This is a genomic window from Gymnodinialimonas sp., assembly GCF_059726805.1.
Genome location: NZ_AP041059.1, coordinates 4,366,592 through 4,388,033, shown reverse-complemented (window position 1 = coordinate 4,388,033; position 21,442 = coordinate 4,366,592). Strand labels below are relative to the sequence as shown.

The 21,442-nt window shown below is 61.2% G+C and carries 21 protein-coding genes; 17 read left to right on the top strand and 4 right to left on the bottom strand.

Annotation, left to right across the window (positions count from 1 at the left end):
* Positions 1-54: 54 nt before the first annotated feature.
* On the top strand, positions 55-4,266 hold the full coding sequence (gene rpoC / locus AC6I9R_RS21605) for a DNA-directed RNA polymerase subunit beta' (RefSeq protein WP_461429392.1): 4,212 nt from the start codon (positions 55-57) through the stop codon (positions 4,264-4,266).
* Between the two features lie 61 nt (positions 4,267-4,327).
* Here rpoC and AC6I9R_RS21600 read toward each other — a convergent pair whose 3' ends face one another.
* Positions 4,328-4,984 carry a hypothetical protein gene (locus AC6I9R_RS21600; RefSeq protein ID WP_461429393.1) on the bottom strand — a complete coding sequence of 219 codons (657 nt, stop codon included), beginning with the start codon at positions 4,982-4,984 and terminating at the stop codon, positions 4,328-4,330.
* Positions 4,985-5,134: 150 nt separating this feature from the next.
* Between AC6I9R_RS21600 and AC6I9R_RS21595 the strand changes: the two genes are divergently transcribed.
* The 9 genes from AC6I9R_RS21595 to tuf all read left to right on the top strand — a co-directional run bounded on the left by AC6I9R_RS21595 (position 5,135) and on the right by tuf (position 13,165).
* Complete coding sequence (locus AC6I9R_RS21595) at positions 5,135-5,488, top strand: VOC family protein (protein ID WP_461429394.1); 354 nt, start codon at positions 5,135-5,137, stop codon at positions 5,486-5,488.
* Positions 5,481-5,792 (top strand): DUF1801 domain-containing protein, encoded by a 312-nt coding sequence (locus AC6I9R_RS21590; RefSeq protein WP_461429395.1) that lies wholly within the window; start codon positions 5,481-5,483, stop codon positions 5,790-5,792. Before AC6I9R_RS21595 ends, AC6I9R_RS21590 begins: the two co-directional genes overlap by 8 nt.
* Before the next feature lie 183 nt (positions 5,793-5,975).
* The gene (locus tag AC6I9R_RS21585) at positions 5,976-6,896 is read left to right on the top strand and encodes a glycosyltransferase (RefSeq protein WP_461429396.1); all 921 of its coding nucleotides are present in this window, start codon (positions 5,976-5,978) and stop codon (positions 6,894-6,896) included.
* Positions 6,893-7,759 (top strand): DMT family transporter, encoded by an 867-nt coding sequence (locus AC6I9R_RS21580; protein WP_461429397.1) that lies wholly within the window; start codon positions 6,893-6,895, stop codon positions 7,757-7,759. The genes AC6I9R_RS21585 and AC6I9R_RS21580 overlap by 4 nt, the downstream gene beginning before the upstream one ends.
* Positions 7,752-8,579, top strand: a complete 828-nt coding sequence (locus tag AC6I9R_RS21575; RefSeq protein ID WP_461429398.1) for a putative rhamnosyl transferase — start codon at positions 7,752-7,754, stop codon at positions 8,577-8,579. Before AC6I9R_RS21580 ends, AC6I9R_RS21575 begins: the two co-directional genes overlap by 8 nt.
* Before the next feature lie 256 nt (positions 8,580-8,835).
* On the top strand, positions 8,836-9,207 hold the full coding sequence (gene rpsL, locus AC6I9R_RS21570) for a 30S ribosomal protein S12 (RefSeq protein ID WP_461429399.1): 372 nt from the start codon (positions 8,836-8,838) through the stop codon (positions 9,205-9,207).
* A 15-nt stretch (positions 9,208-9,222) separates the two neighbouring features.
* A complete protein-coding gene (gene rpsG, locus AC6I9R_RS21565; RefSeq protein ID WP_341863531.1) occupies positions 9,223-9,693 on the top strand; it encodes a 30S ribosomal protein S7 in 471 nt (156 codons plus the stop codon).
* A gap of 96 nt (positions 9,694-9,789) precedes the next feature.
* Positions 9,790-11,907 carry an elongation factor G gene (gene fusA, locus AC6I9R_RS21560; RefSeq protein WP_461429400.1) on the top strand — a complete coding sequence of 706 codons (2,118 nt, stop codon included), beginning with the start codon at positions 9,790-9,792 and terminating at the stop codon, positions 11,905-11,907.
* 82 nt (positions 11,908-11,989) lie between these two features.
* Complete coding sequence (tuf, locus tag AC6I9R_RS21555; protein WP_497863043.1) at positions 11,990-13,165, top strand: elongation factor Tu; 1,176 nt, start codon at positions 11,990-11,992, stop codon at positions 13,163-13,165.
* Between the two features lie 468 nt (positions 13,166-13,633).
* Here tuf and AC6I9R_RS21550 read toward each other — a convergent pair whose 3' ends face one another.
* From AC6I9R_RS21550 to AC6I9R_RS21540, 3 genes are all read right to left on the bottom strand, one after another.
* Positions 13,634-14,146: a class I SAM-dependent methyltransferase gene (locus AC6I9R_RS21550; RefSeq protein WP_461429218.1), complete on the bottom strand. Its 513-nt coding sequence runs from the start codon at positions 14,144-14,146 to the stop codon at positions 13,634-13,636.
* Between the two features lie 103 nt (positions 14,147-14,249).
* The gene (locus AC6I9R_RS21545) at positions 14,250-15,524 is read right to left on the bottom strand and encodes an ATP-grasp domain-containing protein (RefSeq protein ID WP_461429219.1); all 1,275 of its coding nucleotides are present in this window, start codon (positions 15,522-15,524) and stop codon (positions 14,250-14,252) included.
* Between the two features lie 325 nt (positions 15,525-15,849).
* Positions 15,850-16,413, bottom strand: coding sequence for a hypothetical protein (locus tag AC6I9R_RS21540; RefSeq protein ID WP_461429220.1), 564 nt, complete (start codon positions 16,411-16,413; stop codon positions 15,850-15,852).
* A gap of 362 nt (positions 16,414-16,775) precedes the next feature.
* On the opposite strand from AC6I9R_RS21540, the gene rpsJ reads away from it, so the two are divergent.
* From rpsJ to rplB, 7 genes are all read left to right on the top strand, one after another.
* Complete coding sequence (gene rpsJ / locus AC6I9R_RS21535) at positions 16,776-17,090, top strand: 30S ribosomal protein S10 (RefSeq protein ID WP_068361016.1); 315 nt, start codon at positions 16,776-16,778, stop codon at positions 17,088-17,090.
* 15 nt (positions 17,091-17,105) lie between these two features.
* The gene (rplC, locus tag AC6I9R_RS21530; protein WP_461429221.1) at positions 17,106-17,942 is read left to right on the top strand and encodes a 50S ribosomal protein L3; all 837 of its coding nucleotides are present in this window, start codon (positions 17,106-17,108) and stop codon (positions 17,940-17,942) included.
* 1 nt (position 17,943) lies between these two features.
* Positions 17,944-18,564 (top strand): 50S ribosomal protein L4, encoded by a 621-nt coding sequence (gene rplD / locus AC6I9R_RS21525; protein WP_461429222.1) that lies wholly within the window; start codon positions 17,944-17,946, stop codon positions 18,562-18,564.
* The gene (locus tag AC6I9R_RS21520; RefSeq protein ID WP_461429223.1) at positions 18,561-18,857 is read left to right on the top strand and encodes a 50S ribosomal protein L23; all 297 of its coding nucleotides are present in this window, start codon (positions 18,561-18,563) and stop codon (positions 18,855-18,857) included. The genes rplD and AC6I9R_RS21520 overlap by 4 nt, the downstream gene beginning before the upstream one ends.
* Positions 18,858-18,928: 71 nt before the next feature.
* Entirely contained in the window at positions 18,929-19,606 is a 678-nt protein-coding gene (locus AC6I9R_RS21515; protein WP_461429224.1) for a hypothetical protein, read from the top strand.
* Positions 19,607-19,890: 284 nt separating this feature from the next.
* Complete coding sequence (locus AC6I9R_RS21510) at positions 19,891-20,349, top strand: hypothetical protein (protein WP_461429225.1); 459 nt, start codon at positions 19,891-19,893, stop codon at positions 20,347-20,349.
* A gap of 247 nt (positions 20,350-20,596) precedes the next feature.
* Positions 20,597-21,439 (top strand): 50S ribosomal protein L2, encoded by an 843-nt coding sequence (rplB, locus tag AC6I9R_RS21505; RefSeq protein WP_461429226.1) that lies wholly within the window; start codon positions 20,597-20,599, stop codon positions 21,437-21,439.
* Positions 21,440-21,442: the final 3 nt, after the last annotated feature.

The window sequence follows — 21,442 nt, the reverse complement described above, 5'->3', positions numbered from 1 at the left end:
GCGGTCGGAAGATCGCCCCCGTCCCTTACGCGCCCTTAATTTCAAGGATTCGAAATGAACCAGGAACTGACTAACAACCCGTTTAACCCGCTGACGCCCCCCAAGGCATTTGATGAGATCAAGGTCTCGCTCGCAAGCCCCGAGCGGATCCTCAGCTGGTCCTACGGTGAGATCAAGAAGCCCGAGACGATCAACTACCGCACGTTCAAGCCCGAGCGGGACGGTCTGTTCTGTGCCCGTATCTTCGGGCCGATCAAGGACTACGAATGCCTCTGCGGCAAATACAAGCGGATGAAGTATCGCGGCGTTGTCTGCGAGAAATGCGGTGTGGAAGTTACGCTGCAAAAGGTCCGCCGTGAGCGCATGGGCCACATCGAACTGGCCGCCCCCGTCGCGCACATCTGGTTCCTCAAGTCGCTGCCGTCCCGCATCGGCCTGATGCTGGACATGACCCTGCGCGATCTGGAGCGGATCCTCTATTTCGAGAACTACGTGGTGATCGAGCCCGGCCTGACGGACCTGCAATACGGTCAGTTGATGGGCGAGGAAGAGTTCATGGACGCCCAGGACGCCTACGGCGCCGACGCGTTCCAGGCCAACATCGGTGCGGAAGCCATCCGCGAGATGCTGTCCCAGATCGACCTTGAGTCCGAGGCCAACCAGCTGCGCGAGGACCTCAAAGAGGCCACGGGTGAGCTGAAGCCGAAGAAGATCATCAAGCGTCTGAAGATCGTTGAGAGCTTCCTCGAGTCCGGAAACCGGCCCGAGTGGATGGTCATGACCGTTGTGCCCGTGATCCCGCCAGAGCTGCGCCCGCTGGTGCCGCTGGACGGGGGTCGTTTCGCGACGTCCGACCTCAACGATCTGTATCGCCGCGTGATCAACCGGAATAATCGCCTGAAGCGCCTGATCGAGCTTCGTGCGCCGGACATCATCATCCGCAACGAAAAGCGGATGTTGCAGGAATCCGTCGACGCGCTGTTCGATAACGGCCGCCGTGGCCGCGTGATCACGGGCGCCAACAAGCGCCCGCTGAAATCGCTGTCGGACATGCTGAAAGGCAAGCAGGGTCGTTTCCGCCAGAACCTTTTGGGGAAACGCGTCGACTTCTCGGGTCGTTCGGTGATTGTGACGGGTCCGGAGTTGAAGCTGCACCAGTGCGGCCTGCCGAAGAAGATGGCGTTGGAGCTGTTCAAGCCGTTCATCTACTCGCGGCTTGAGGCTAAAGGCCTGTCTTCCACCGTGAAGCAGGCCAAGAAGCTGGTCGAGAAAGAGCGCCCCGAGGTTTGGGATATCCTCGACGAGGTGATCCGAGAGCACCCGGTTCTGCTGAACCGCGCGCCCACGCTGCACCGTCTTGGCATCCAAGCGTTCGAGCCGGTTCTGATCGAAGGCAAGGCGATCCAGCTTCACCCGCTGGTCTGTTCCGCGTTTAACGCTGACTTCGACGGCGACCAGATGGCCGTGCACGTGCCGCTTTCGCTGGAAGCTCAGCTGGAAGCCCGCGTTCTGATGATGTCCACGAACAACGTTCTGTCGCCAGCCAACGGCGCGCCGATCATTGTTCCCTCGCAGGACATGATCCTTGGCCTCTACTACGTGACCCTGGCCCGTGAGGGCATGAAAGGCGAAGGCATGATCTTCGCCGACGTGGACGAAGTGCGTCACGCGCTCGACGCCGGTGAAATCCACCTGCACTCCAAGATCACGGCCCGCCTGCCGCAGATCGACGAGGAAGGTAACGAGATCATGGTGCGGTTTGAAACCACGCCCGGTCGCGTGATGTTGGGCGCGCTTTTGCCGCTGAACGCGAAGGCGCCCTTTGATCTGGTGAACCGTCTTCTGCGCAAGAAAGAGGTGCAGCAGGTCATCGACACCGTCTACCGCTATTGCGGTCAGAAAGAGTCGGTCATCTTCTGCGACCAGATCATGTCCATGGGCTTTAAGGAGGCGTTCAAAGCGGGCATCTCCTTCGGCAAGGACGACATGGTCATCCCCGACGACAAGTGGGAGCTGGTGGAAGACACCCGCGGCCAGGTGAAAGAGTTCGAACAGCAATACATGGATGGCCTGATCACCCAGGGCGAAAAGTACAACAAGGTCATCGATGCCTGGTCGAAAGCGAACGACAAGGTGACGGACGCCATGATGGGCACGATCTCGGCCTCCAAGCGGGACGAGAACGATGCCGAGATGGAGCCGAACTCGGTCTACATGATGGCCCACTCCGGTGCCCGTGGCTCGGTCACGCAGATGAAGCAGTTGGGCGGCATGCGCGGCCTGATGGCCAAGCCGAACGGCGAAATCATCGAGACGCCGATCATCTCGAACTTCAAGGAAGGTCTGACCGTTCTTGAGTACTTCAACTCTACCCACGGTGCCCGGAAAGGTCTGTCGGACACGGCGTTGAAAACGGCGAACTCGGGTTATCTGACGCGTCGTTTGGTCGACGTGGCACAGGACTGCATCGTGCGGATGGACGATTGCGGCACCAGCAACACGATCAAGGCCGAAGCGGCCGTGAACGATGGTGAAGTCGTGGCCTCGCTGGCCGAGCGTATTCTGGGCCGGACCGCGGGTGAAGATGTCTTCATCCCCGGCACGGACGAGATCATCGTTTCGCGCGGCGAGTTGATCGACGAGCGTAAAGCCGACGCGGTGGAAGCCGCTGGCGTGACCACGATGCAGATGCGCTCTCCGCTGACCTGTGAGGCGGAAGAGGGTGTTTGTGCGACTTGCTACGGTCGTGACCTGGCACGCGGCACGAAGGTGAACACCGGCGAAGCCGTGGGCATCATCGCGGCTCAGTCGATTGGTGAGCCCGGCACACAGCTGACGATGCGGACGTTCCACATCGGCGGCGTGGCCCAGGGTGGTCAGCAGTCCTTCCAGGAGGTCAACGTCGACGGTACGGTCGAATTCCGCAACGCCAACATGCTGCGGAATGCCAATGGCGAAAACGTCGTCATGGGCCGGAACATGGTTCTGGCGATCATGGACGACCAGGGCTCGGAGCGTGCGTCGTTCAAGCTGGGGTACGGTACCAACGTCCTTGTCGAGGATGCGGCCAAAGTGACCCGGGGCGATCGCCTGTTCGAATGGGATCCTTACACCTTGCCGATCATCGCCGAAGCGGCGGGCACGGCAAAGTTCGTGGACCTCGTCTCGGGCATCTCGATCCGGGATGAGACGGACGATGCCACCGGCATGACCCAGAAGATCGTCGCGGATTGGCGCACGGCCCCCAAAGGCAATGAGCTGAAGCCCGAGATCATCATCGCGGGCGAAGACGGAGAGCCGATGCGCAACGATCAGGGCAACCCGGTCACCTACACGATGTCCGTGGATGCGATTCTTTCCATCGAGGAAGGCAATAGTGTTCAGGCAGGTGACGTGATCGCGCGGATCCCGCGGGAAGGGGCGAAGACGAAGGACATCACCGGTGGTCTGCCGCGTGTGGCCGAACTCTTCGAGGCGCGTCGTCCCAAGGACCACGCGATCATCGCGGAAATCGATGGCTACGTGAAATTCGGCCGTGACTTCAAGAACAAGCGCCGGATCGGCATTGTTCCTGCGGACGAAAGCCTGGAGCCCGTCGAATACATGGTGCCCAAGGGCAAGCACATTCCTGTGGCCGAAGGCGACTTCGTTCAGGTTGGTGACTACATCATGGACGGCAACCCCGCGCCCCACGACATCCTCGCGGTGTTGGGGGTTGAGGCTCTGGCCGATTACATGATCGCCGAGGTGCAGGACGTCTACCGTCTTCAGGGCGTGAAGATCAACGATAAGCACATCGAGGTTATCGTGCGTCAAATGCTCCAGAAGTGGGAGATCCAGGATTCGGGCGAGACCACGCTGCTCAAAGGCGAGCACGTGGATAAGGCCGAGTTCGATGCCGCCAACGCCAAGGCTGTCCGTGACGGTCGTCGCCCCGCTCAGGGTGAGCCGATCTTGCTTGGCATCACCAAGGCGTCGCTGCAGACCCGCAGCTTCATCTCTGCCGCCTCCTTCCAGGAGACGACGCGCGTCCTCACCGAGGCGTCTGTTCAGGGCAAGAAGGACAAGCTGGTTGGTCTGAAAGAGAACGTCATCGTGGGCCGCCTGATCCCGGCGGGCACGGGTGGGGCCACCCATGATGTGGAGCGCATCGCCAAGTCCCGTGACCAGGTCGTCATCGACGCGGCCCAGGCCGAGGCGGAAGCTGCGGCGGCTCTGGCCGCTCCGGTGATGGAAGAAGAAGCTTCGGGCGACGCTGCTGAATAAGGCGCCGCGCCTGTGAATTGGAAACGCCCCGTTGGAAACAGCGGGGCGTTTTCGTTTGGGCCTACGCCGTCGGCAAAACCTCAACCCCGCGCACAAGGATGATCTCGCAGCCACTGACGATGGAGCCGTCGGTGCGCGATGTGGAAGACCGCCAGGGGCCCATCGTGTCGCCCGTGACGTTGACCAAATAGCCGACGATCCGCACCCGCTGCCCGACCTCCACGGCCAACAATGCTTCCCGTGCGGCGTCCGAGGCGGGGATCAGGTGGTTGTTGGTGATCTGATGTTGCCAGTTCCGGGGCAGGCTGCTGACATCGTCGATGCGCAAGTTCAGGACCCGCCGCCCGGCGGTGAACCGCATGTGGTTGGTCATACCGTCCTCGGCCATCGCTCCCCAGACGATGCCCAGATCAAGCGGCGAGATCTGGTTCGCGCCGCGTCCCCGAAAGGCGCGCCGGGACACGACGAGGCCATCAATCGCATAGGCATAGAGCAATTCGGCCTGGAACCCGTCGGCCACATCCACGATCTGCGCGGGAACGGCGGTTTGCAGGGGCGCGCCGTCTGGCGCGCGGCCCAGTGGGGTCGCGGGCAATTGCGCCATGTCCACCGTGATCGGCGTTTCAAGCGGCGGCTCTTGGCTGCCGGCAGCCAGCGACAGGACGCCCGCGAACATCACGCCGCAAAACAGCAACGGCATATCGCTTTTGTCCAACATGCTTGGGTCCTCCGGTTATCGGTCAGCCGAAGGCTACGGGCCGGATGGGGCGAAAGCAGGGCACCTGCCTAGCGGAAATGGGGCCAGCCAAGCCCTTGCAGTTCCTGCCGCCTCCGCTACCGTCAAGGTCCCACCGCAAGCGAGAGTGCCATGACATCTGACGCCAATCCTGCCCTCGACTACCTTGAGTTCACGTCCCCCGACGTGGAGGCGACCCAGGCCTTTTTCACCGAGGCCTTCGGGTGGAGCTACATCGATTATGGCCCCGATTACAAAGACATCCAGGGCGCAGGCCTTGGCGGCGGGATTGAACGTGGGGCCTTGCGCGCGCCTTTGCCGGTGGTGCGGACCGACGATCTGGAGGCCATGCTGGACCGCGTGAAAGCGGCGGGCGCCGAGATCACGCAGGAGATTTTCGCCTTTCCCGGCGGGCGCAGGTTCCAATTCAAAGAACCCGGCGGCACCGAGATGGCGGTTTGGACCACGGTCGATACCGATGGATGAGCTAAGCGACATCGCCGCTGCGGCGAAAGCCCTCGCCTCGGACATCGCGCCCGGTATGGCGCTGGTGCCCAAGTACGGCGGAGAGGTCTTCGTGCCCGACCCTGCCAACCCCAAGGCCTTCGTGGGCGGCGTATTCCTCTACAAAGATCACGTCTCGGTCGAGTTTTCGCAAGGCGCGACCCTCGACGATCCCGGCGGCCATCTGGAAGGCAAGGGCAAGGCGCGGCGGCACGTGAAACTGCACACGCTCTCAGACATCGACGGCAAGGATCTTGCCGCGGTCCTGCGCCAAGTCCTGACCTAAGGCGTTCCGCCAAAAACCTGAGGAACAGCTTTTGGGGGAGCGCCGTGCACGGTTTAATCGTTGCACGCGCCCCGCCTCTATCTGATGTCTCAGGTTAAAGGCGGGACGCTTTAACCCAAGGGGGATTCCCCAACCGGGCCATTTCGCCTAACTTTTGCCCAACCGACCCGGTAGAGGCGTCCCATGAGTGCTGTGAACAAGATCATTGGCGTGTGCCGTTTCTCGTACCTGGGCGACGCGGGCTTTCGCACCCTGAAGGGCGGGGCCGAGGAAGCGGCGAAGGTGCTTTATGCGCCGGGCCGGATGCAGCGCCGGTTTGCGTATTTTGAGAACATCTGCCTGCCCTCGCTGGCCGTGCAGACGGACCCGGATTTCGTGCTGGTGGCACTGATTGGTGACACGATGCCGTTCCATTTCCGCAAACGCCTCAAGCGGCTGGCCGACAAATACCCGTTTCTGCGCGTCGCCACGCTGGAGGCCGCCGGGCCGCTGAATTCCACCCGCCGCGCGTTTCGGCGCGGGCTGGACGAGGAGGAGGCGGATTTCATCACCGGCTTCCGGCTGGATGATGACGACGCCGTGGGCATGGATTATATCGAGCGGACGCGCGAGATTTCTGACAACCTGATCAAGCTGAATTGGGCCACCAAGGACGTGCCCGCCGCCGTGTGTTTTCACCGCGGCATCTACTGGGACATGAAGCGGGATGAAGAGCAGTTTTGGGACTACTCGGAACCGCAGCCGCTGGGGCTTGCCTCTGCGATGATCCACCACCCCGACAGCCAGCACAACATCTACCGCTGGAACCACCGCAAGCTGGCGTGCAACGCGCGCTGCTGGATCGACCCGCACGAATACATGTTCGTCCGCACGCTGCACGGGCATAATGACTCTGACCGCTCCATCCCACCGGGCGCGCGGGCCCTGCCCGATTGGCAGGCGCGCAAGCTGTTCCGGGAACGCTTCGGCCTCAACCCGAAGCGGCTGCTGCCGATGATGAAGAAACTGCAGGAAGAAGGCTCGGGCATGGCGCGTCAGTTGGCGGCAGAAGCGCGGGCCGACATGGACGACGGCTCCGATGGCCCGGACGGCGAGGCGGAATGACCCCCAACCTCAAGGGGTCCCTCTTCATGATGGGATCCATGGCGGCGTTTACGTTGAACGACACGGTCGTGAAACTGCTGGCCGACGATTTGCCCCTGTTCCAGATTGTGTTCCTGCGCGGGCTTCTGACGACAGTGATGCTTACGGCGACGGTGGCGGCATTCGGCAAGCTGAGCTTCCACATCCCGCGCGGTGATCGGGGCAAGCTGGCCCTGCGCACGTTCTTTGAGGTGGTGGCCATGGTCACGTTCCTCACCGCGCTGATCAACATGCAGATCGCCAATGCGACCGCGATCCTTTCGGCCCTGCCTCTGGCGGTGACCCTGGGCGCGGCGCTGCTATTCAACGAACCCGTCGGCTGGCGCCGCCTCAGCGCAATCTGCGTGGGCGCGTTTGGCGTGTTGCTGATCGTGCAGCCGGGCGCAGAGGGCTTCAACGTCTACTCTCTGCTGGCCTTGGCCACGGTGGCGCTGGTCGCAGGCCGCGATCTGGTGACCCGCAGCTTCTCGGACGGATTGCCGTCAATGACCGTTGCGGTCATCACGGCGCTCGCGATCTGCCTGTTCGGCGGCGTCATGTCGGTGACCGAAGAATGGGTGGCCGTCAGCCCCACCAACCTGGCGCTTCTGGCGCTCGCCTCCTGCTTCATCATCGGCGGCTACGTCTTCTCCATCCTCGTGATGCGCGTCGGAGAGGTCGCGGTGACCGCCCCATTCCGCTATACCTCGCTGGTATTCGCGCTGATCGCGGGCTGGCTGATCTTCGCCGAGTTCCCGAACGCGCTGGCGCTGACGGGGGCATTGATTGTGGTGGCAACGGGAGTGTTCACGTTGATCCGGGAAAGGCAGGTCAAACATGGCTGAGGGTGTGCTGATCCAAGGCCTGTGCCGGTTCTCGTTCCCCTGCACGGGCGGGTTCAAGAAGTATCACGAAAGCCTGGAAGAACGCCGCGCCGCGCTTTACGCGCCCAAGCGGCTGGACGAACGGACGTTGTGGTTCGAGCATATTTTCCTGCCCCCGCTGCGCGCGCAGACGGACAAGGATTTCACCCTGCACCTGCTACTTGGCGAAGACTTCCCCGACCCTTGGCGCAGCCGCGTAGAGGCCGCCATCGCAGACATCCCCCAGGTTCAGGCCCATTGGCGCGAGCCCGGCGATCACCGCGCCATTTGCCGGGATGTCATGTGGGGCGGGCGTGATCTGAACCGCGCCGTGGTGGCAGAGTTCCGGCTGGATGACGACGACGCCGTGGCGGTGGACTACGTCCAACAGCTGCGCCGGGGCTGGGGCAAAATGGCAAAGCTGGCGAATTTCCACGGGCGCGTGGCGCTGGATCACGGCAAGGGCATGGTGCTGGAGGCCCAAGACGACGGGTCGATCACGCCGCATCTTCTCAACACCCATTGCTGGTCGGCGGGGCTCGCGATTTACCTCAAGCCCGATGACGAGGCCATCGTGATGGACTTCCCCCATCACAAGATCTGGGCGCGAGTGCCCTTCGTGAACCTCACCGACAGCGTGATGTTCATCCGCGGCGATCACGCCCACAACGACGCGAAGACGCCCTTTGGCGCGGGCCAGCCGATCCCGTTCAAACCCGAGGATATCGCGCCGATGATCCAACGCCGTTTCGCCATTGATTTCGCTGCATTCCAAGCGGAATGGCAGGCGTTGACGCGATAGGCGGGGGCGGCTGTTGACAGCCCTAGGGACTCCGCCTATACGGCGCGCATCTGGCTAGGACATCGCTTTGTCCCGCAATGCCAAACTACAGTTCTGAGTGGCCACGATCCGAGCACTTTTATCGCTTTGATCCTCTGGAAATTCGACCGCGGCGTCCTCCAGGTAGGGAAGGGACACTCGCGGTTTTGGTGTTGTCCGTGCGGTTTGGCCACGCATGGGGCGCCAAAGATGAAAATGAGCAAACCGGGGAGACCCCATGCCAACGATCCAACAGCTGATCCGCAAACCGCGGCAGCCTAAAATTAAGCGCTCCAAGTCCCAGCACATGGAAGGCTGCCCGCAGAAGCGCGGCGTCTGCACGCGCGTCTACACCACCACGCCCAAGAAGCCGAACTCGGCCATGCGGAAAGTCGCCAAGGTGCGCCTGACCAATGGTTTTGAGGTCATCAGCTACATCCCCGGTGAAAGCCACAACCTGCAAGAGCACTCGGTTGTTCTGATCCGTGGCGGTCGTGTGAAAGACCTTCCCGGTGTGCGGTATCACATCCTGCGCGGTGTTCTCGATACGCAAGGCGTCAAAGACCGTCGCCAGCGTCGTTCGAAGTACGGCGCCAAGCGCCCCAAATAAGAAGAGGATTGAGCGATGTCGCGTCGTCACGCCGCCGAGAAACGCCAGGTCCTGCCCGACGCCAAGTTTGGCGATATGGTCCTGACCAAATTCATGAACAACCTGATGATCGACGGCAAGAAATCCGTCGCTGAGCGGATTGTTTACAACGCCTTTGACCGCGTCGAAGGCAAGCTGAAGCGCGCGCCCGTGGAAGTGTTCCACGAAGCGCTGGAAAACATCAAACCCGCCGTGGAAGTCCGCTCCCGCCGTGTGGGGGGTGCTACCTACCAGGTGCCCGTCGATGTGCGCCCCGAGCGCCGCGAAGCTTTGGCGATCCGCTGGTTGATCAACGCCAGCCGCGCCCGCAACGAGAACACCATGGAAGAGCGTCTGGCCGGTGAGCTGGTCGATGCCGTCAACATGCGTGGTTCCGCCGTCAAGAAGCGCGAAGACACCCACAAGATGGCCGACGCCAACCGCGCGTTCAGCCACTACCGCTGGTAATTTCTTGGCGCCGGGTTATCTCGGCGTCCACAAGCGATCAGGCGGCCCCGTCCGGGGGCCGCTTCCCCGTTTAAACTTTAGTCTTAGGACACCCCCATGGCACGCGATTATCCCCTGGAGCGCTACCGCAACTTCGGCATCATGGCCCACATCGACGCAGGTAAGACCACCTGCTCCGAGCGGATCCTGTATTACACCGGCAAATCCCACAACATCGGCGAAGTGCACGACGGTGCGGCCACGATGGACTGGATGGAGCAGGAGCAGGAGCGTGGCATCACGATCACCTCGGCTGCCACCACCACCTTCTGGGAGCGGACCGAAAACGGCACAGAGCCCGATTCCGAAAAGCACCGCCTGAACATCATCGACACCCCCGGCCACGTGGACTTCACCATTGAAGTCGAGCGTTCGCTGGCTGTTCTTGACGGTGCCGTTTGCGTGCTTGACGCCAACGCGGGCGTGGAGCCGCAGACCGAAACGGTGTGGCGTCAGGCCGACCGCTACAAGGTTCCGCGGATGGTGTTCGTCAACAAGATGGACAAGATCGGCGCAGACTTCTTCAACTGCGTCCACATGATTGAAGACCGCACCGGCGCGCGCGCTGTGCCCATCGGTATCCCGATCGGCGCAGAGACCGAGCTTGAGGGTCTGATCGACCTCGTCACCATGGAAGAGTGGCTGTGGCAGGGCGAAGATCTGGGCGCGTCCTGGATCAAGGCTCCGATCCGCGACAGCCTGAAGGACATGGCTGACGAATGGCGCGGCAAGATGATCGAGGCGGCCGTCGAAATGGACGACGACGCCATGATGGAATACCTGGAAGGCAACGAGCCTGATGTGCCGACCCTGCGCAAACTGCTGCGCAAGGGCACGCTGGACATGGCCTTCGTGCCGGTCCTGGGCGGTTCCGCGTTCAAGAACAAAGGCGTGCAGCCGCTGCTGAACGCTGTGGTCGACTACCTGCCGAGCCCGCTCGACGTGGTGGACTACATGGGCTTCAAACCCGGTGACGAGACGGAAACCCGGAACATCGCGCGCCGCGCCGACGACGACATGGCCTTCTCTGGCCTCGCGTTCAAAATCATGAACGACCCCTTCGTGGGCTCCTTGACGTTTGTCCGGATCTACTCCGGCCAGCTGCGCAAGGGCGACAACATGATCAACTCGACCAAGCAGAACAACGAGCGTGTTGGTCGGATGATGATGATGCACTCCAACAACCGCGAAGAGATCGATGAAGCCTTCGCCGGCGACATCATCGCGCTGGGTGGCCTGAAGAACACCACGACCGGTGATACGCTCTGCGACAAGAACGACCCCGTCGTTCTTGAAACCATGACGTTCCCCGAGCCGGTGATCGAGATCGCGGTCGAGCCCAAGACAAAGGCGGACCAGGAGAAGATGGCGATGGCGCTGCAGCGTCTGTCGGCGGAAGATCCCTCGTTCCGCGTGGAAACGGACCTCGAGTCCGGCCAGACCATCATGCGTGGCATGGGCGAATTGCACCTCGACATCCTCGTCGACCGCATGAAGCGCGAGTTCAAGGTTGAAGCTAACATCGGTGCCCCCCAGGTGGCCTACCGCGAGACCATCGGTCACGAGGTGGAGCATACCTACACCCACAAGAAGCAGTCGGGTGGTTCGGGCCAATACGCCGAAGTCAAGCTGCTCATCCAGCCGACGGAGCCGGGCGAAGGCTACTCGTTCGAGTCCAAAATCGTCGGTGGTGCGGTGCCGAAGGAATACATTCCGGGCGTCGAGAAGGGCATTAAGTCCGTCATGGACAGCGGTCCGCTTGCGGGCTTCCCCGTGATCGACTTCAAGGTTCAGCTGCTGGACGGCAAGTTCCACGACGTGGACTCCTCGGTCCTCGCGTTCGAGATCGCATCCCGCATGGGCATGCGTGAAGGGATGCGGAAGGCCGGCGCCAAGCTGCTGGAGCCGATCATGAAGGTCGAGGTGATCACGCCCGAGGATTACACCGGTGGCATCATCGGCGACCTCACGTCCCGTCGCGGTCAGGTGCAGGGTCAGGATACGCGCGGCAACGCCATCGCGATCGACGCCTTCGTGCCGCTGGCCAACATGTTCGGCTACATCAACACGCTGCGCTCCATGTCTTCGGGCCGCGCGCAGTTCTCGATGCAGTTCGACCACTACGAGCCCGTTCCGCAGAACATCTCGGACGAGATCCAAGCGAAATACGCCTAACCGGGGGGGCCACGGCCCCCGCCGACCCCCCGTAGGGTGCGCATTCATCGCGCATCCGACACCACATAAAGGAGGCCATCTCATGGCAAAGGAAAAGTTTGAACGCTCTAAGCCGCATGTGAACATCGGCACGATTGGGCACGTTGACCACGGCAAGACGACGCTGACGGCGGCGATTACGAAGCAGTTTGGCGATTTTCAGGACTACGCGTCGATTGACTCGGCTCCGGAAGAGCGGGCACGGGGGATCACGATCTCGACGGCGCACGTGGAGTATGAGACCGAGAACCGCCACTACGCCCACGTCGACTGCCCCGGCCACGCCGACTATGTGAAGAACATGATCACCGGTGCCGCCCAGATGGACGGCGCGATCCTGGTGGTGAACGCCGCTGACGGCCCGATGCCCCAGACCCGCGAGCACATCCTGCTCGGTCGCCAGGTCGGCATCCCCTACATGGTCGTCTACATGAACAAGGTGGACCAGGTCGACGACGAGGAGCTGCTGGAACTGGTGGAGATGGAGATCCGCGAGCTGCTGTCCTCCTACGAGTACCCCGGCGACGACATCCCCGTCATTCCCGGCTCGGCGCTCGCCGCTCTGGAAGGCCGCGACGACAACATCGGCAAGGATTCCATCGACGCGCTGATGGCGGCCGTGGACGAGTACATCCCGACGCCCGCGCGCGCCGTGGACCAGCCGTTCCTGATGCCGATCGAGGACGTGTTCTCGATCTCGGGTCGTGGTACGGTTGTGACCGGTCGCGTCGAGCGTGGCGTGATCAACGTCGGCGACGAGATCGAGATCGTGGGCATCCGCGACACGTCGAAGACGACCTGCACGGGCGTGGAAATGTTCCGCAAACTGCTGGATCGCGGTGAGGCGGGCGACAACATCGGCGCGCTTCTGCGCGGTGTGGACCGTGACGGGATCGAGCGCGGGCAGGTTCTCTGCAAGCCCGGCTCCGTGACGCCGCACACCAAGTTCGAGGCCGAGGCCTATATCCTGACCAAAGACGAGGGTGGCCGCCACACGCCGTTCTTCGCCAACTACCGTCCGCAGTTCTACTTCCGCACGACGGATGTGACGGGCACGGTCGAGCTGCCCGCGGGCACGGAGATGGTGATGCCGGGCGACAACCTGAAGTTCAACGTCGAGCTGATCGCACCGATCGCGATGGAAGACGGCCTGCGCTTCGCCATCCGCGAAGGCGGCCGCACCGTCGGTGCTGGTGTTGTGGCAAAGATCATCGAGTAAGGTCGCGTTTCCATAGGAAACGCTGGCCAGTGGGCCTTGGGTGGCAGTGTTGTTTGGCGAAGCCAAACCGCACGAGAGCCCAAGGCAGCACCCGGCTGCAACTCAAGGAAAGGCCGCCTCTTGGGGCGGCCTTTGTCATGAGAGGGTAATCGATCTAGCGATTGAAGAAACTCAGGAAAGGCCATTCTTCGGGGTGGCCTTTTTGTGACTGCTCAAACCTGCTCAAGCTTGAGCAGTCTTATAATATACTGATATAAAACGATAAAAAAACCGCGTTAACCTGCTGTTAACCGCGCACCTACCGCCGCCCCACCCGGGCGGCCTTTTTGCTTGCCCTGCCTCAAAGCGTGCAGAGCTTGTGCAAACTTGCACCAGAGGGTCAAACCCCCACCAAGAATATTTTTCACATTATAGTAGAAGAATAAGAAGGGGCGTGAGGCCCGCGCGATCGGTCACCCCAAATAGTTCCTAGCCGTGGCGCAGGAATAGGTAGCCACGCCTCGACACCTCTACCTGCCATTGGACTTCATGCTCCGCTGCGACCGTCTTGCAGGCCTCCACATTGGAAGCTTCATCTGCGATGAGGAGCCAACCGCCTTTCGCCACATGATCGAGCATCTTTCCGAGAACCGCGCGCCGCGACGGGCCGTCCAGCATGTGCAACGTCCGGTCGATCAAAACGACATTGAAGACACCATTCGGCGTGAAGGTCGCGATATCCGCTACGATGCCCTCAATAGACAGACCTTCTTTCTTGGCGACGCGCTGCAGGTCACGGATCCCATTGGCGGATAGATCCACGCCGACCACGCGGTGGCCTTTCCTGGCGATGAAAATCGCATCGCGCCCCTGTCCGCAACCGACGTCCAGGATGCGGGCGTTTTGCTTTTCAAACCGATCAAAGAAATCGGTGAAGATGGGAGTGGGCTCCCCCAGGGCGTCTCGGGTCTCGCCGTAGAGTTTGTCGTAATCGTATGCCATGGGATCAGCGCTAATGGATTGGCGACTGGATGGCTAAGTAAAACGACCCAGCAATCGACGTCGCTACTTCACAGAGCCGCCGTTGCGAGCGCCGAGATGGCGCCTACCCGAAGGCTGCAGTCTGCCTCGGATCTGCGTGCAAGGGCGGGACTTGGTGCAGGGTTGTCGTCGATGGCGCGTCACATTTTGTCCGCAGCATCCGCGCGAATGCCGCGAAGATCTGCTGCATTGGGGCGGTCTTATAGGGGAAGGTCTCTGTGCAATCCATGTCGTGGACGATGAGGGCGTTGTCGGCCTCGAATACCACCAGATTACCCTCTGCATCCTCCGCGCAGTCCACGCCGACGTAGTCGAGCCCGAGGCTTTGGTAGAGGGCCTCGAAGGCGCGCGCGTGGCGGGGGGCGAAATCGTCCGCGAAACCCGCCATGAAGGCGGCTTCCTCGGCGCGTTTTGCGGCCGAGCCGGACATGTCGGCGTTCATGTACCAGACGTCCCAGTGGTCCGAGATGGCCATGTGGCAGGGGTAGGGGACGCCATCGACCAGGATGACGCGGTATTTGCGAAACAAGCCGTCGCCTGGTCCGGCGTAGTTGATGAACTCGCTGACGAAAAACGTGGGCTCCTCGCGGGCGTCAAGGTAGTCGAGGAAGTCCGCGCGTGAGGTGATTTTTTGCAAACCCTGACCGGCGTGGGAGCCTGCGGGCCGGACGACATAGGGATAGGGGCCCGCGCCGTGCAGAAACGCCGCTTCCCACCCGTCTTGTAATGCCGCGCACAGGTCCGCGCGATCCACGCTGACAGTCTTGGGCAAACGCAGGCCAGGGACGGCGCCGAGGAGCGCGGGGAGCCTGTCCCGCTCCGGCTTGATCAGGCGGGCGGGGAGGTTGAGGACCGGCGCGTCGGAGGCCTGGCTGAGGGCGCGAACGCGGTCGAAGGTTTTATGGGCGTCGGCTGCATCAGCGGGGGCGGCGCAGAAGGCGACGTCGTGCGCGGGCAGGGTGAGGGTGGCATCATCAGCAGGATCGTGGGGCAGGTAGAGGGTGATGATCGTGACGCCTTTGCCCGGCAGCAGGAACTCGACCGGCGTATTGCCGCCCATGTGGATCGGCGCGGCAAAGACGAGCAGGGTCAGCGGCGCATTTGGGTGACCGTGGGTGCGGTAGGCGGCGCAGATTTCCAGCGCTTCGGCCTGGCGCGCGAGCCCGCCGTGCAGGTCCCCCTGCAATTGATCGATTGTCGAGAGATCCATCAGCGCGCCCGCCCGCGTGGCGCGGTGCTGGCAGAGCACGGAAAGCTCCTCCCGGAAGGCGGTAAGATCCACGCCACCGTAGGCGAATTTGGTCAAGAGGGCGGTCCCGAGGCGTGTCTGAGGTTCCATTCTGGCTCCTGTTGTGATCGCTCCAGCCTCGCCGAGGTTCCTTAAGGTTTGGTGTAGGGCTTCGCGTTTTGGGCCGCACCGTCCCAAGGCAGGCTTGCTCAAGCTTGAGCACCCAGGTCAACTATCTGTTAACAAACGAAAACCCGATTCCCGTTAACCCATTATTAACCTCCCACAAACCTCCTCAAAGCTGCGAGGAGGGCGTTGCGCGTCCAAGACGCGCGATGCCCGAGGAGGGGGTGAGGGCGAGGGACGAGGGACACCCGCACGCAAGAGGCCCGGAGAAACCTCCGGGCCTCTGCAGCACGTCGCGGGTGGTGCGGGGTCACATGATGAAGTCGAAATGGTCGACGTACATCTCTGCCGAGGGATCGAGCTCTATCAGCATCTTCATATCCTCGGTCATGTCCTTGCCCTGGAACGGATCGGAGTGATCGCCGTAGATCAGATCGGCATCCCAGAATTCGGTCTTCTCCTGCTCAATCGTTTTGCCGTCGGGATCCAAGGTCTCTTCGGAAATCACGTTGCCGTCCTTGTCCTTCTTGACGGTCGTGACGTTGCCATCGGCATCAACGGTTTGCGTGGTCGTCGAGCCGTCTTCGTGTTTGGTCATCGTGGAGGCTTCCACGGTGTTTCCCTCCGCGTCGGTGACAGAGGTTTCCATGCGCTTGGTTTTCACCGAGCCGTCGGGATTGTATTCCGTGTGGGTCGAACTCGTCTCCTGACCTTTGCCCTCTCCCTCCGAGCAGGTCACCGTGTGGCTGGAATAGACCGTTTGGCCAGAGCTATCGCTGGTCGTGGAGGACGTGGTTGTCGTCCAGGCGCCGGTGTCGCCGTCAACGTCCGTATGGAAGGTTCCGTTCCTGGAGCCGGAGTCTGTGCTGGCCATCTTTAAATTCCTTAATTCAATTCAATTTTTATGTGTCGGAGCCAAAAAACAGTCGTGTCGGTCCAGCGCCTTGTCGCTGTCTTGACGCATGGGCCAACTTGGGCCAACTGCGGGAAACCTCCGCCGGGCCCAGACGATCGGACCTCGATGATCTAACCCCCGGGGATATCGGTGAACTGCCCCCTTGCCAGCCTCCGCGACTCCGCCTATACGCGCGCATGTCCAGACGGGTGCGCCATTCGCGCGCCCTTCTTTGTTGGACCAACGCGCCCACAGTGGCGCAGAAAATAAAGACGCGATGAGGGTGTGCGATGAGCGCCCATCCTCCTCTCCGATCTAGGCCCTCTTAAAAGGGTGATAGAATGGCAGTTGCTAGCCAGAATATCCGCATTCGCCTGAAGGCGTTTGACTACCGGGTTCTCGACGCTTCCACACAGGAAATCGTGAACACCGCAAAGCGCACAGGCGCACAGGTTCGCGGGCCCATCCCGCTTCCCAACAAGATCGAGAAGTTCACGGTTCTCCGTGGCCCGCACGTGGACAAGAAGTCCCGCGATCAGTGGGAAATCCGGACGCACAAGCGTCTGTTGGACATTGTCGATCCGACCCCCCAGACCGTGGACGCGCTGATGAAGCTCGACCTCGCGGCTGGCGTGGATGTCGAGATCAAGGTTTAAGGAGGGCTACTGATCATGTTGCGCTCTGGTGTAATCGCGAAGAAGGTCGGGATGACCCGCCTCTTCATGGAAGACGGCAAGCAGATCCCTGTAACCGTTCTTCAGATGGAAAAAGTTCAGGTTGTGGCCAAGAAGACCACCGACTCTGACGGCTATTCGGCTGTTCAGTTGGGGGCGGGCACAGCCAAGGCAAAGCGGACCACGGCGCCGATGCGCGGTCACTTCGCAAAGGCCAACGTAGAGCCCAAGCGCAAGCTTGTGGAATTCCGCGTCGACCCCGACAACCTCATTGAAGTGGGCGAGGAAATCATCGCCGACCATTACTTTGAGGGCCAGTTCGTGGACGTCACGGGCACCTCGATCGGTAAGGGTTTCGCCGGTGCCATGAAGCGGCACAACTTCGGCGGTCTGCGCGCAACGCACGGTGTGTCGATCTCGCACCGCTCCCACGGCTCCACCGGTCAGTGTCAGGACCCCGGCCGCGTCTTCAAAGGTAAGAAGATGGCAGGTCACATGGGTGCGGCGCGTGTCACCACGCAGAACCTGCAGGTTGTGCGCACCGACACGGATCGCGGTCTGATCATGATCAAAGGCGCTGTTCCAGGCTCCAAAGGGGGTTGGGTGACGGTCAAGGATGCGGTCAAGAAGCCGTTCCCCGAGAACGCCATTCTGCCCGCCGCCCTGGCATCCGCCGCCGCTGAAGCCGCGAAAGCCGCTGAAGAGGCCGCCGCCGCCGCAGCAGCAGAGGCAGAAGCCGCCGCCGCAGAAGCAGCCGCCGCAGAGCAAGCAGCGATGGAGGCCGCCGAGGCCGACGCGCCTGAGGGCGATGCAGAACAGAAGGACGGTGAATAAGATGAAAGTCGACGTAATCAAACTTGACGGCGGCAAAGCCGGCTCGGTCGACCTGGACGAGGCCCTGTTCGGCCTTGAGCCGCGCGCCGACATCCTGCACCGTGTCGTCCGTTGGCAGCGCAACAATGCGCAGGCCGGCACCCACAAGGTGAAAACGCGCCGTGAGGTCAGCTACTCCACCAAGAAGATCTATCGCCAGAAGGGCACCGGCGGCGCACGCCACGGCGCACGCTCGGCTCCGATCTTCCGCGGGGGTGGTGTCTACAAGGGCCCAACGCCACGTAGCCACGGTCACGAGCTGACGAAGAAGTTCCGCAAGCTGGGTCTGAAGCACGCGCTGTCGGCCAAGGCCGCAGAAGGCCGCCTGGTGGTGATCGAGTCCATCGCGATGGACGACGCCAAGACCTCTGCCCTCGCCAAACAGGTGAAGGAGATGGGTTGGAAGCGGGCGCTGATCATCGACGGGTCGGACGTGGACGCAAACTTCGCCCAGGCCGCGCGCAACATCGAGGGTCTCGATGTGCTGCCGTCCATGGGCGCCAACGTCTATGACATCCTCAAGCGTGACACCCTGGTGATCACGAAAGCGGGTGTCGAAGCACTGGAGGCTCGGTTGAAATGAGCGCAGACGCAAAGCACTACGACGTGATCCGCAAGCCGCTGATCACCGAGAAAACCACGATGGCGTCCGAGAACGGCGTCGTGGCGTTCGAAGTGGCCATCGACAGCAACAAGCCGCAGATCAAAGAGGCCGTTGAGGCCGTCTTTGGCGTGAAGGTGAAGGCCGTGAACACGACCATCACCAAAGGCAAGGTCAAGCGTTTCCGGGGCCAGTTGGGCACCCGCAAGGACGTGAAGAAGGCCTACGTGACGCTCGAAGAGGGCAACACGATTGACGTGAGCACTGGGCTGTAAGCTTCGCGTTTACGGTTGAGAGATTGAGAGCCCCGGCTGCTGGAGAGGCGGTCGGGGTTTTTTTGACTGCTATGGGTATCTTCGTCCTATTGTATGATATTCTGACAGGTGCATATTTTTGGCTATTCGTTCATCAGAAACGGCTATCGGGAGGGGTGAATTTGGATTGGGAAAAGGCTAGCGCTACCGCGACAATTCTAACGTTAATCTCAAGCACATTAATTGGCGCATACGGCGTTTTCTTGGGGCAAAGTGCGATAAATCAGGTCGCCGACTTTGAGAGTGCTAGAATTCAGCCACTGATTCAAATCACATCCAGTCGCGGCCCAACCGAAGAGGTTGCGTTCATCAATATTGGCTTCGGCCCGGCCATCATCGAAAGCGTTCACTTAGCACGACCAACGACTTCCGGATCGGTAGCGGTTCTTCACTATACTGAGGAGACCGGATACCACGATATCGAGGAGTTTTTGCGCATTGCCGCACACAACAGGCGCTTTGAAGATTTTGAGCCTGCCCTGATGGGAATTCCGCGGCCCAACGCAGCATACGCTGTTGGCGAGGGTGCGCCGTTCTTTACGATTTCAGACGTTCTTGATCGCAGTCCGGAATGGAGAGAAGAGTACCGCCGACTTTTCCAGGACCTTGTAGCGTCTACCATGGTCTGTGTAACGTATCGCTCGTTGGATGGCGTCCAACACGAGGCACACCGACACGGCGGTTGTGATGTCTCGAGAGTTGCGCAGTAGGGCACTCACGGAACACAGAGTTTTTCGATTGCTCCGCTAGGCCAAGCGATGCATTTTTGTGGGTGGTTGCATAAAGCACCTCGACATCTTTCTTGACCCCCACCCCCACCCCCACACCCCCTGACAGACCCCATCGGCACAGCCCCGGATTCGTCCGGGGCTCTGTTTTTGTTAGTGGATCGTGCGGAACACGAAATTGTGCAGGCCGCGCCCTCCGGTAAATATATCTACCTCGCTGAAGATTTCTGTAGTGTCGTCTTAGAATCAACTTGGGGGAGAGATCGATGCTCAGGATCGTGTGTTCGGCCATTATTGTTGGTGCGGTTGTTTCCAGTGCGGCGAGCGCGCAGGAGCGGATCGAGTTGAATTTCATCTATCCGCTGAACCAGGAAACCTTTCAACTGAACGATGGGGTGTATTTTACTCAGGACAATCTGGGCTATTCGGAAGTGGTTGAGGGTCCGCTTGAGGGTGGTGCCGTTCGTTGTATGGGAAGTGGCTTCGCGGGCGGCGGCGTAAATTCGGTCGAGGGCATTTGCATCATCGGCGAGGGCGAGAACACCTTCACCATCAGGTGGGCGCCGGGTGATATGGGATTGTCTAACGATTGGAGTGTCGTTGCTGGAACCGGCACGTTTGACGGCGCAAGCGGCGAGGGTGTCGCTACCAGTGGCGCTGAGATATTGTTTCGAGCGATGCCATTGAGGCAAACGCATCTGGTGGGAACGATTACACTGCCTTGAGGCGGGCCGAGCAGGCGTTTACCCTTGGCAAGGTTTGGGCATCAGGCGAATTGCTTCCGTACCGTCTTGACCCCCACACCCCAACCTCCTAACAGACCCTATCGGCACAGCCCCGGATTCGTCCGGGGCTCTGTTTTTGGTCGTTTGGTCTTACCAAACAACCGTCTTTAACCGGGCACCTACGGGGGCCTACATCATCCGGTCTCGCCACATGTGGGGCCGCTATAGCAAACGGAAGACAGTGAACATGGCACTCAAGTCGTATAAGCCGACGACGCCGGGCCAGCGTGGGCTGGTACTGATCGACCGTTCGGAGCTTTGGAAAGGACGTCCCGTCAAGACCCTTACGCAGGGTTTGACGAAGAAGGGCGGTCGGAACAACACCGGACGGATCACGGCACGTCGCATTGGGGGTGGGGCAAAGCGCCTTTACCGCATCGTGGACTTCAAGCGGAAGAAATTCGACGTCTCGGCCACGGTCGAGCGGATCGAGTATGACCCGAACCGGACCGCCTTCATCGCGCTGGTGCGCTATGATGATGGCGAGCTGAACTACATTCTTGCCCCCCAGCGCCTGGGCGTTGGTGACAAGGTGATCGCAAGCGCGAAGGCCGACATCAAGCCGGGCAACGCGATGCCCTTCTCGGGCCTGCCGATCGGCACGATCGTCCATAACATCGAGCTGAAGCCCGGCAAGGGGGGGCAGATTGCCCGCGCTGCTGGCACCTATGCTCAGTTTGTGGGTCGGGACGGCGGTTACGCTCAGATCCGCCTGTCCTCGGGCGAGCTGCGCCTGGTGCGTCAGGAATGCATGGCCACCGTTGGTGCCGTGTCGAACCCCGACAACTCGAACCAGAACCTTGGTAAAGCGGGCCGTGTCCGCCACATGGGCAAGCGTCCGTCGGTGCGTGGTGTTGCCATGAACCCGATCGACCACCCCCACGGTGGTGGTGAAGGCCGGACCTCTGGCGGTCGTACGCCGGTTACCCCCTGGGGTAAGGACACCAAGGGCCGTCGCACCCGCGACAAGAACAAGGCGTCGCAGAAGCTGATCATCCGCTCGCGTCACGCCAAGAAGAAAGGCCGCTAAGAT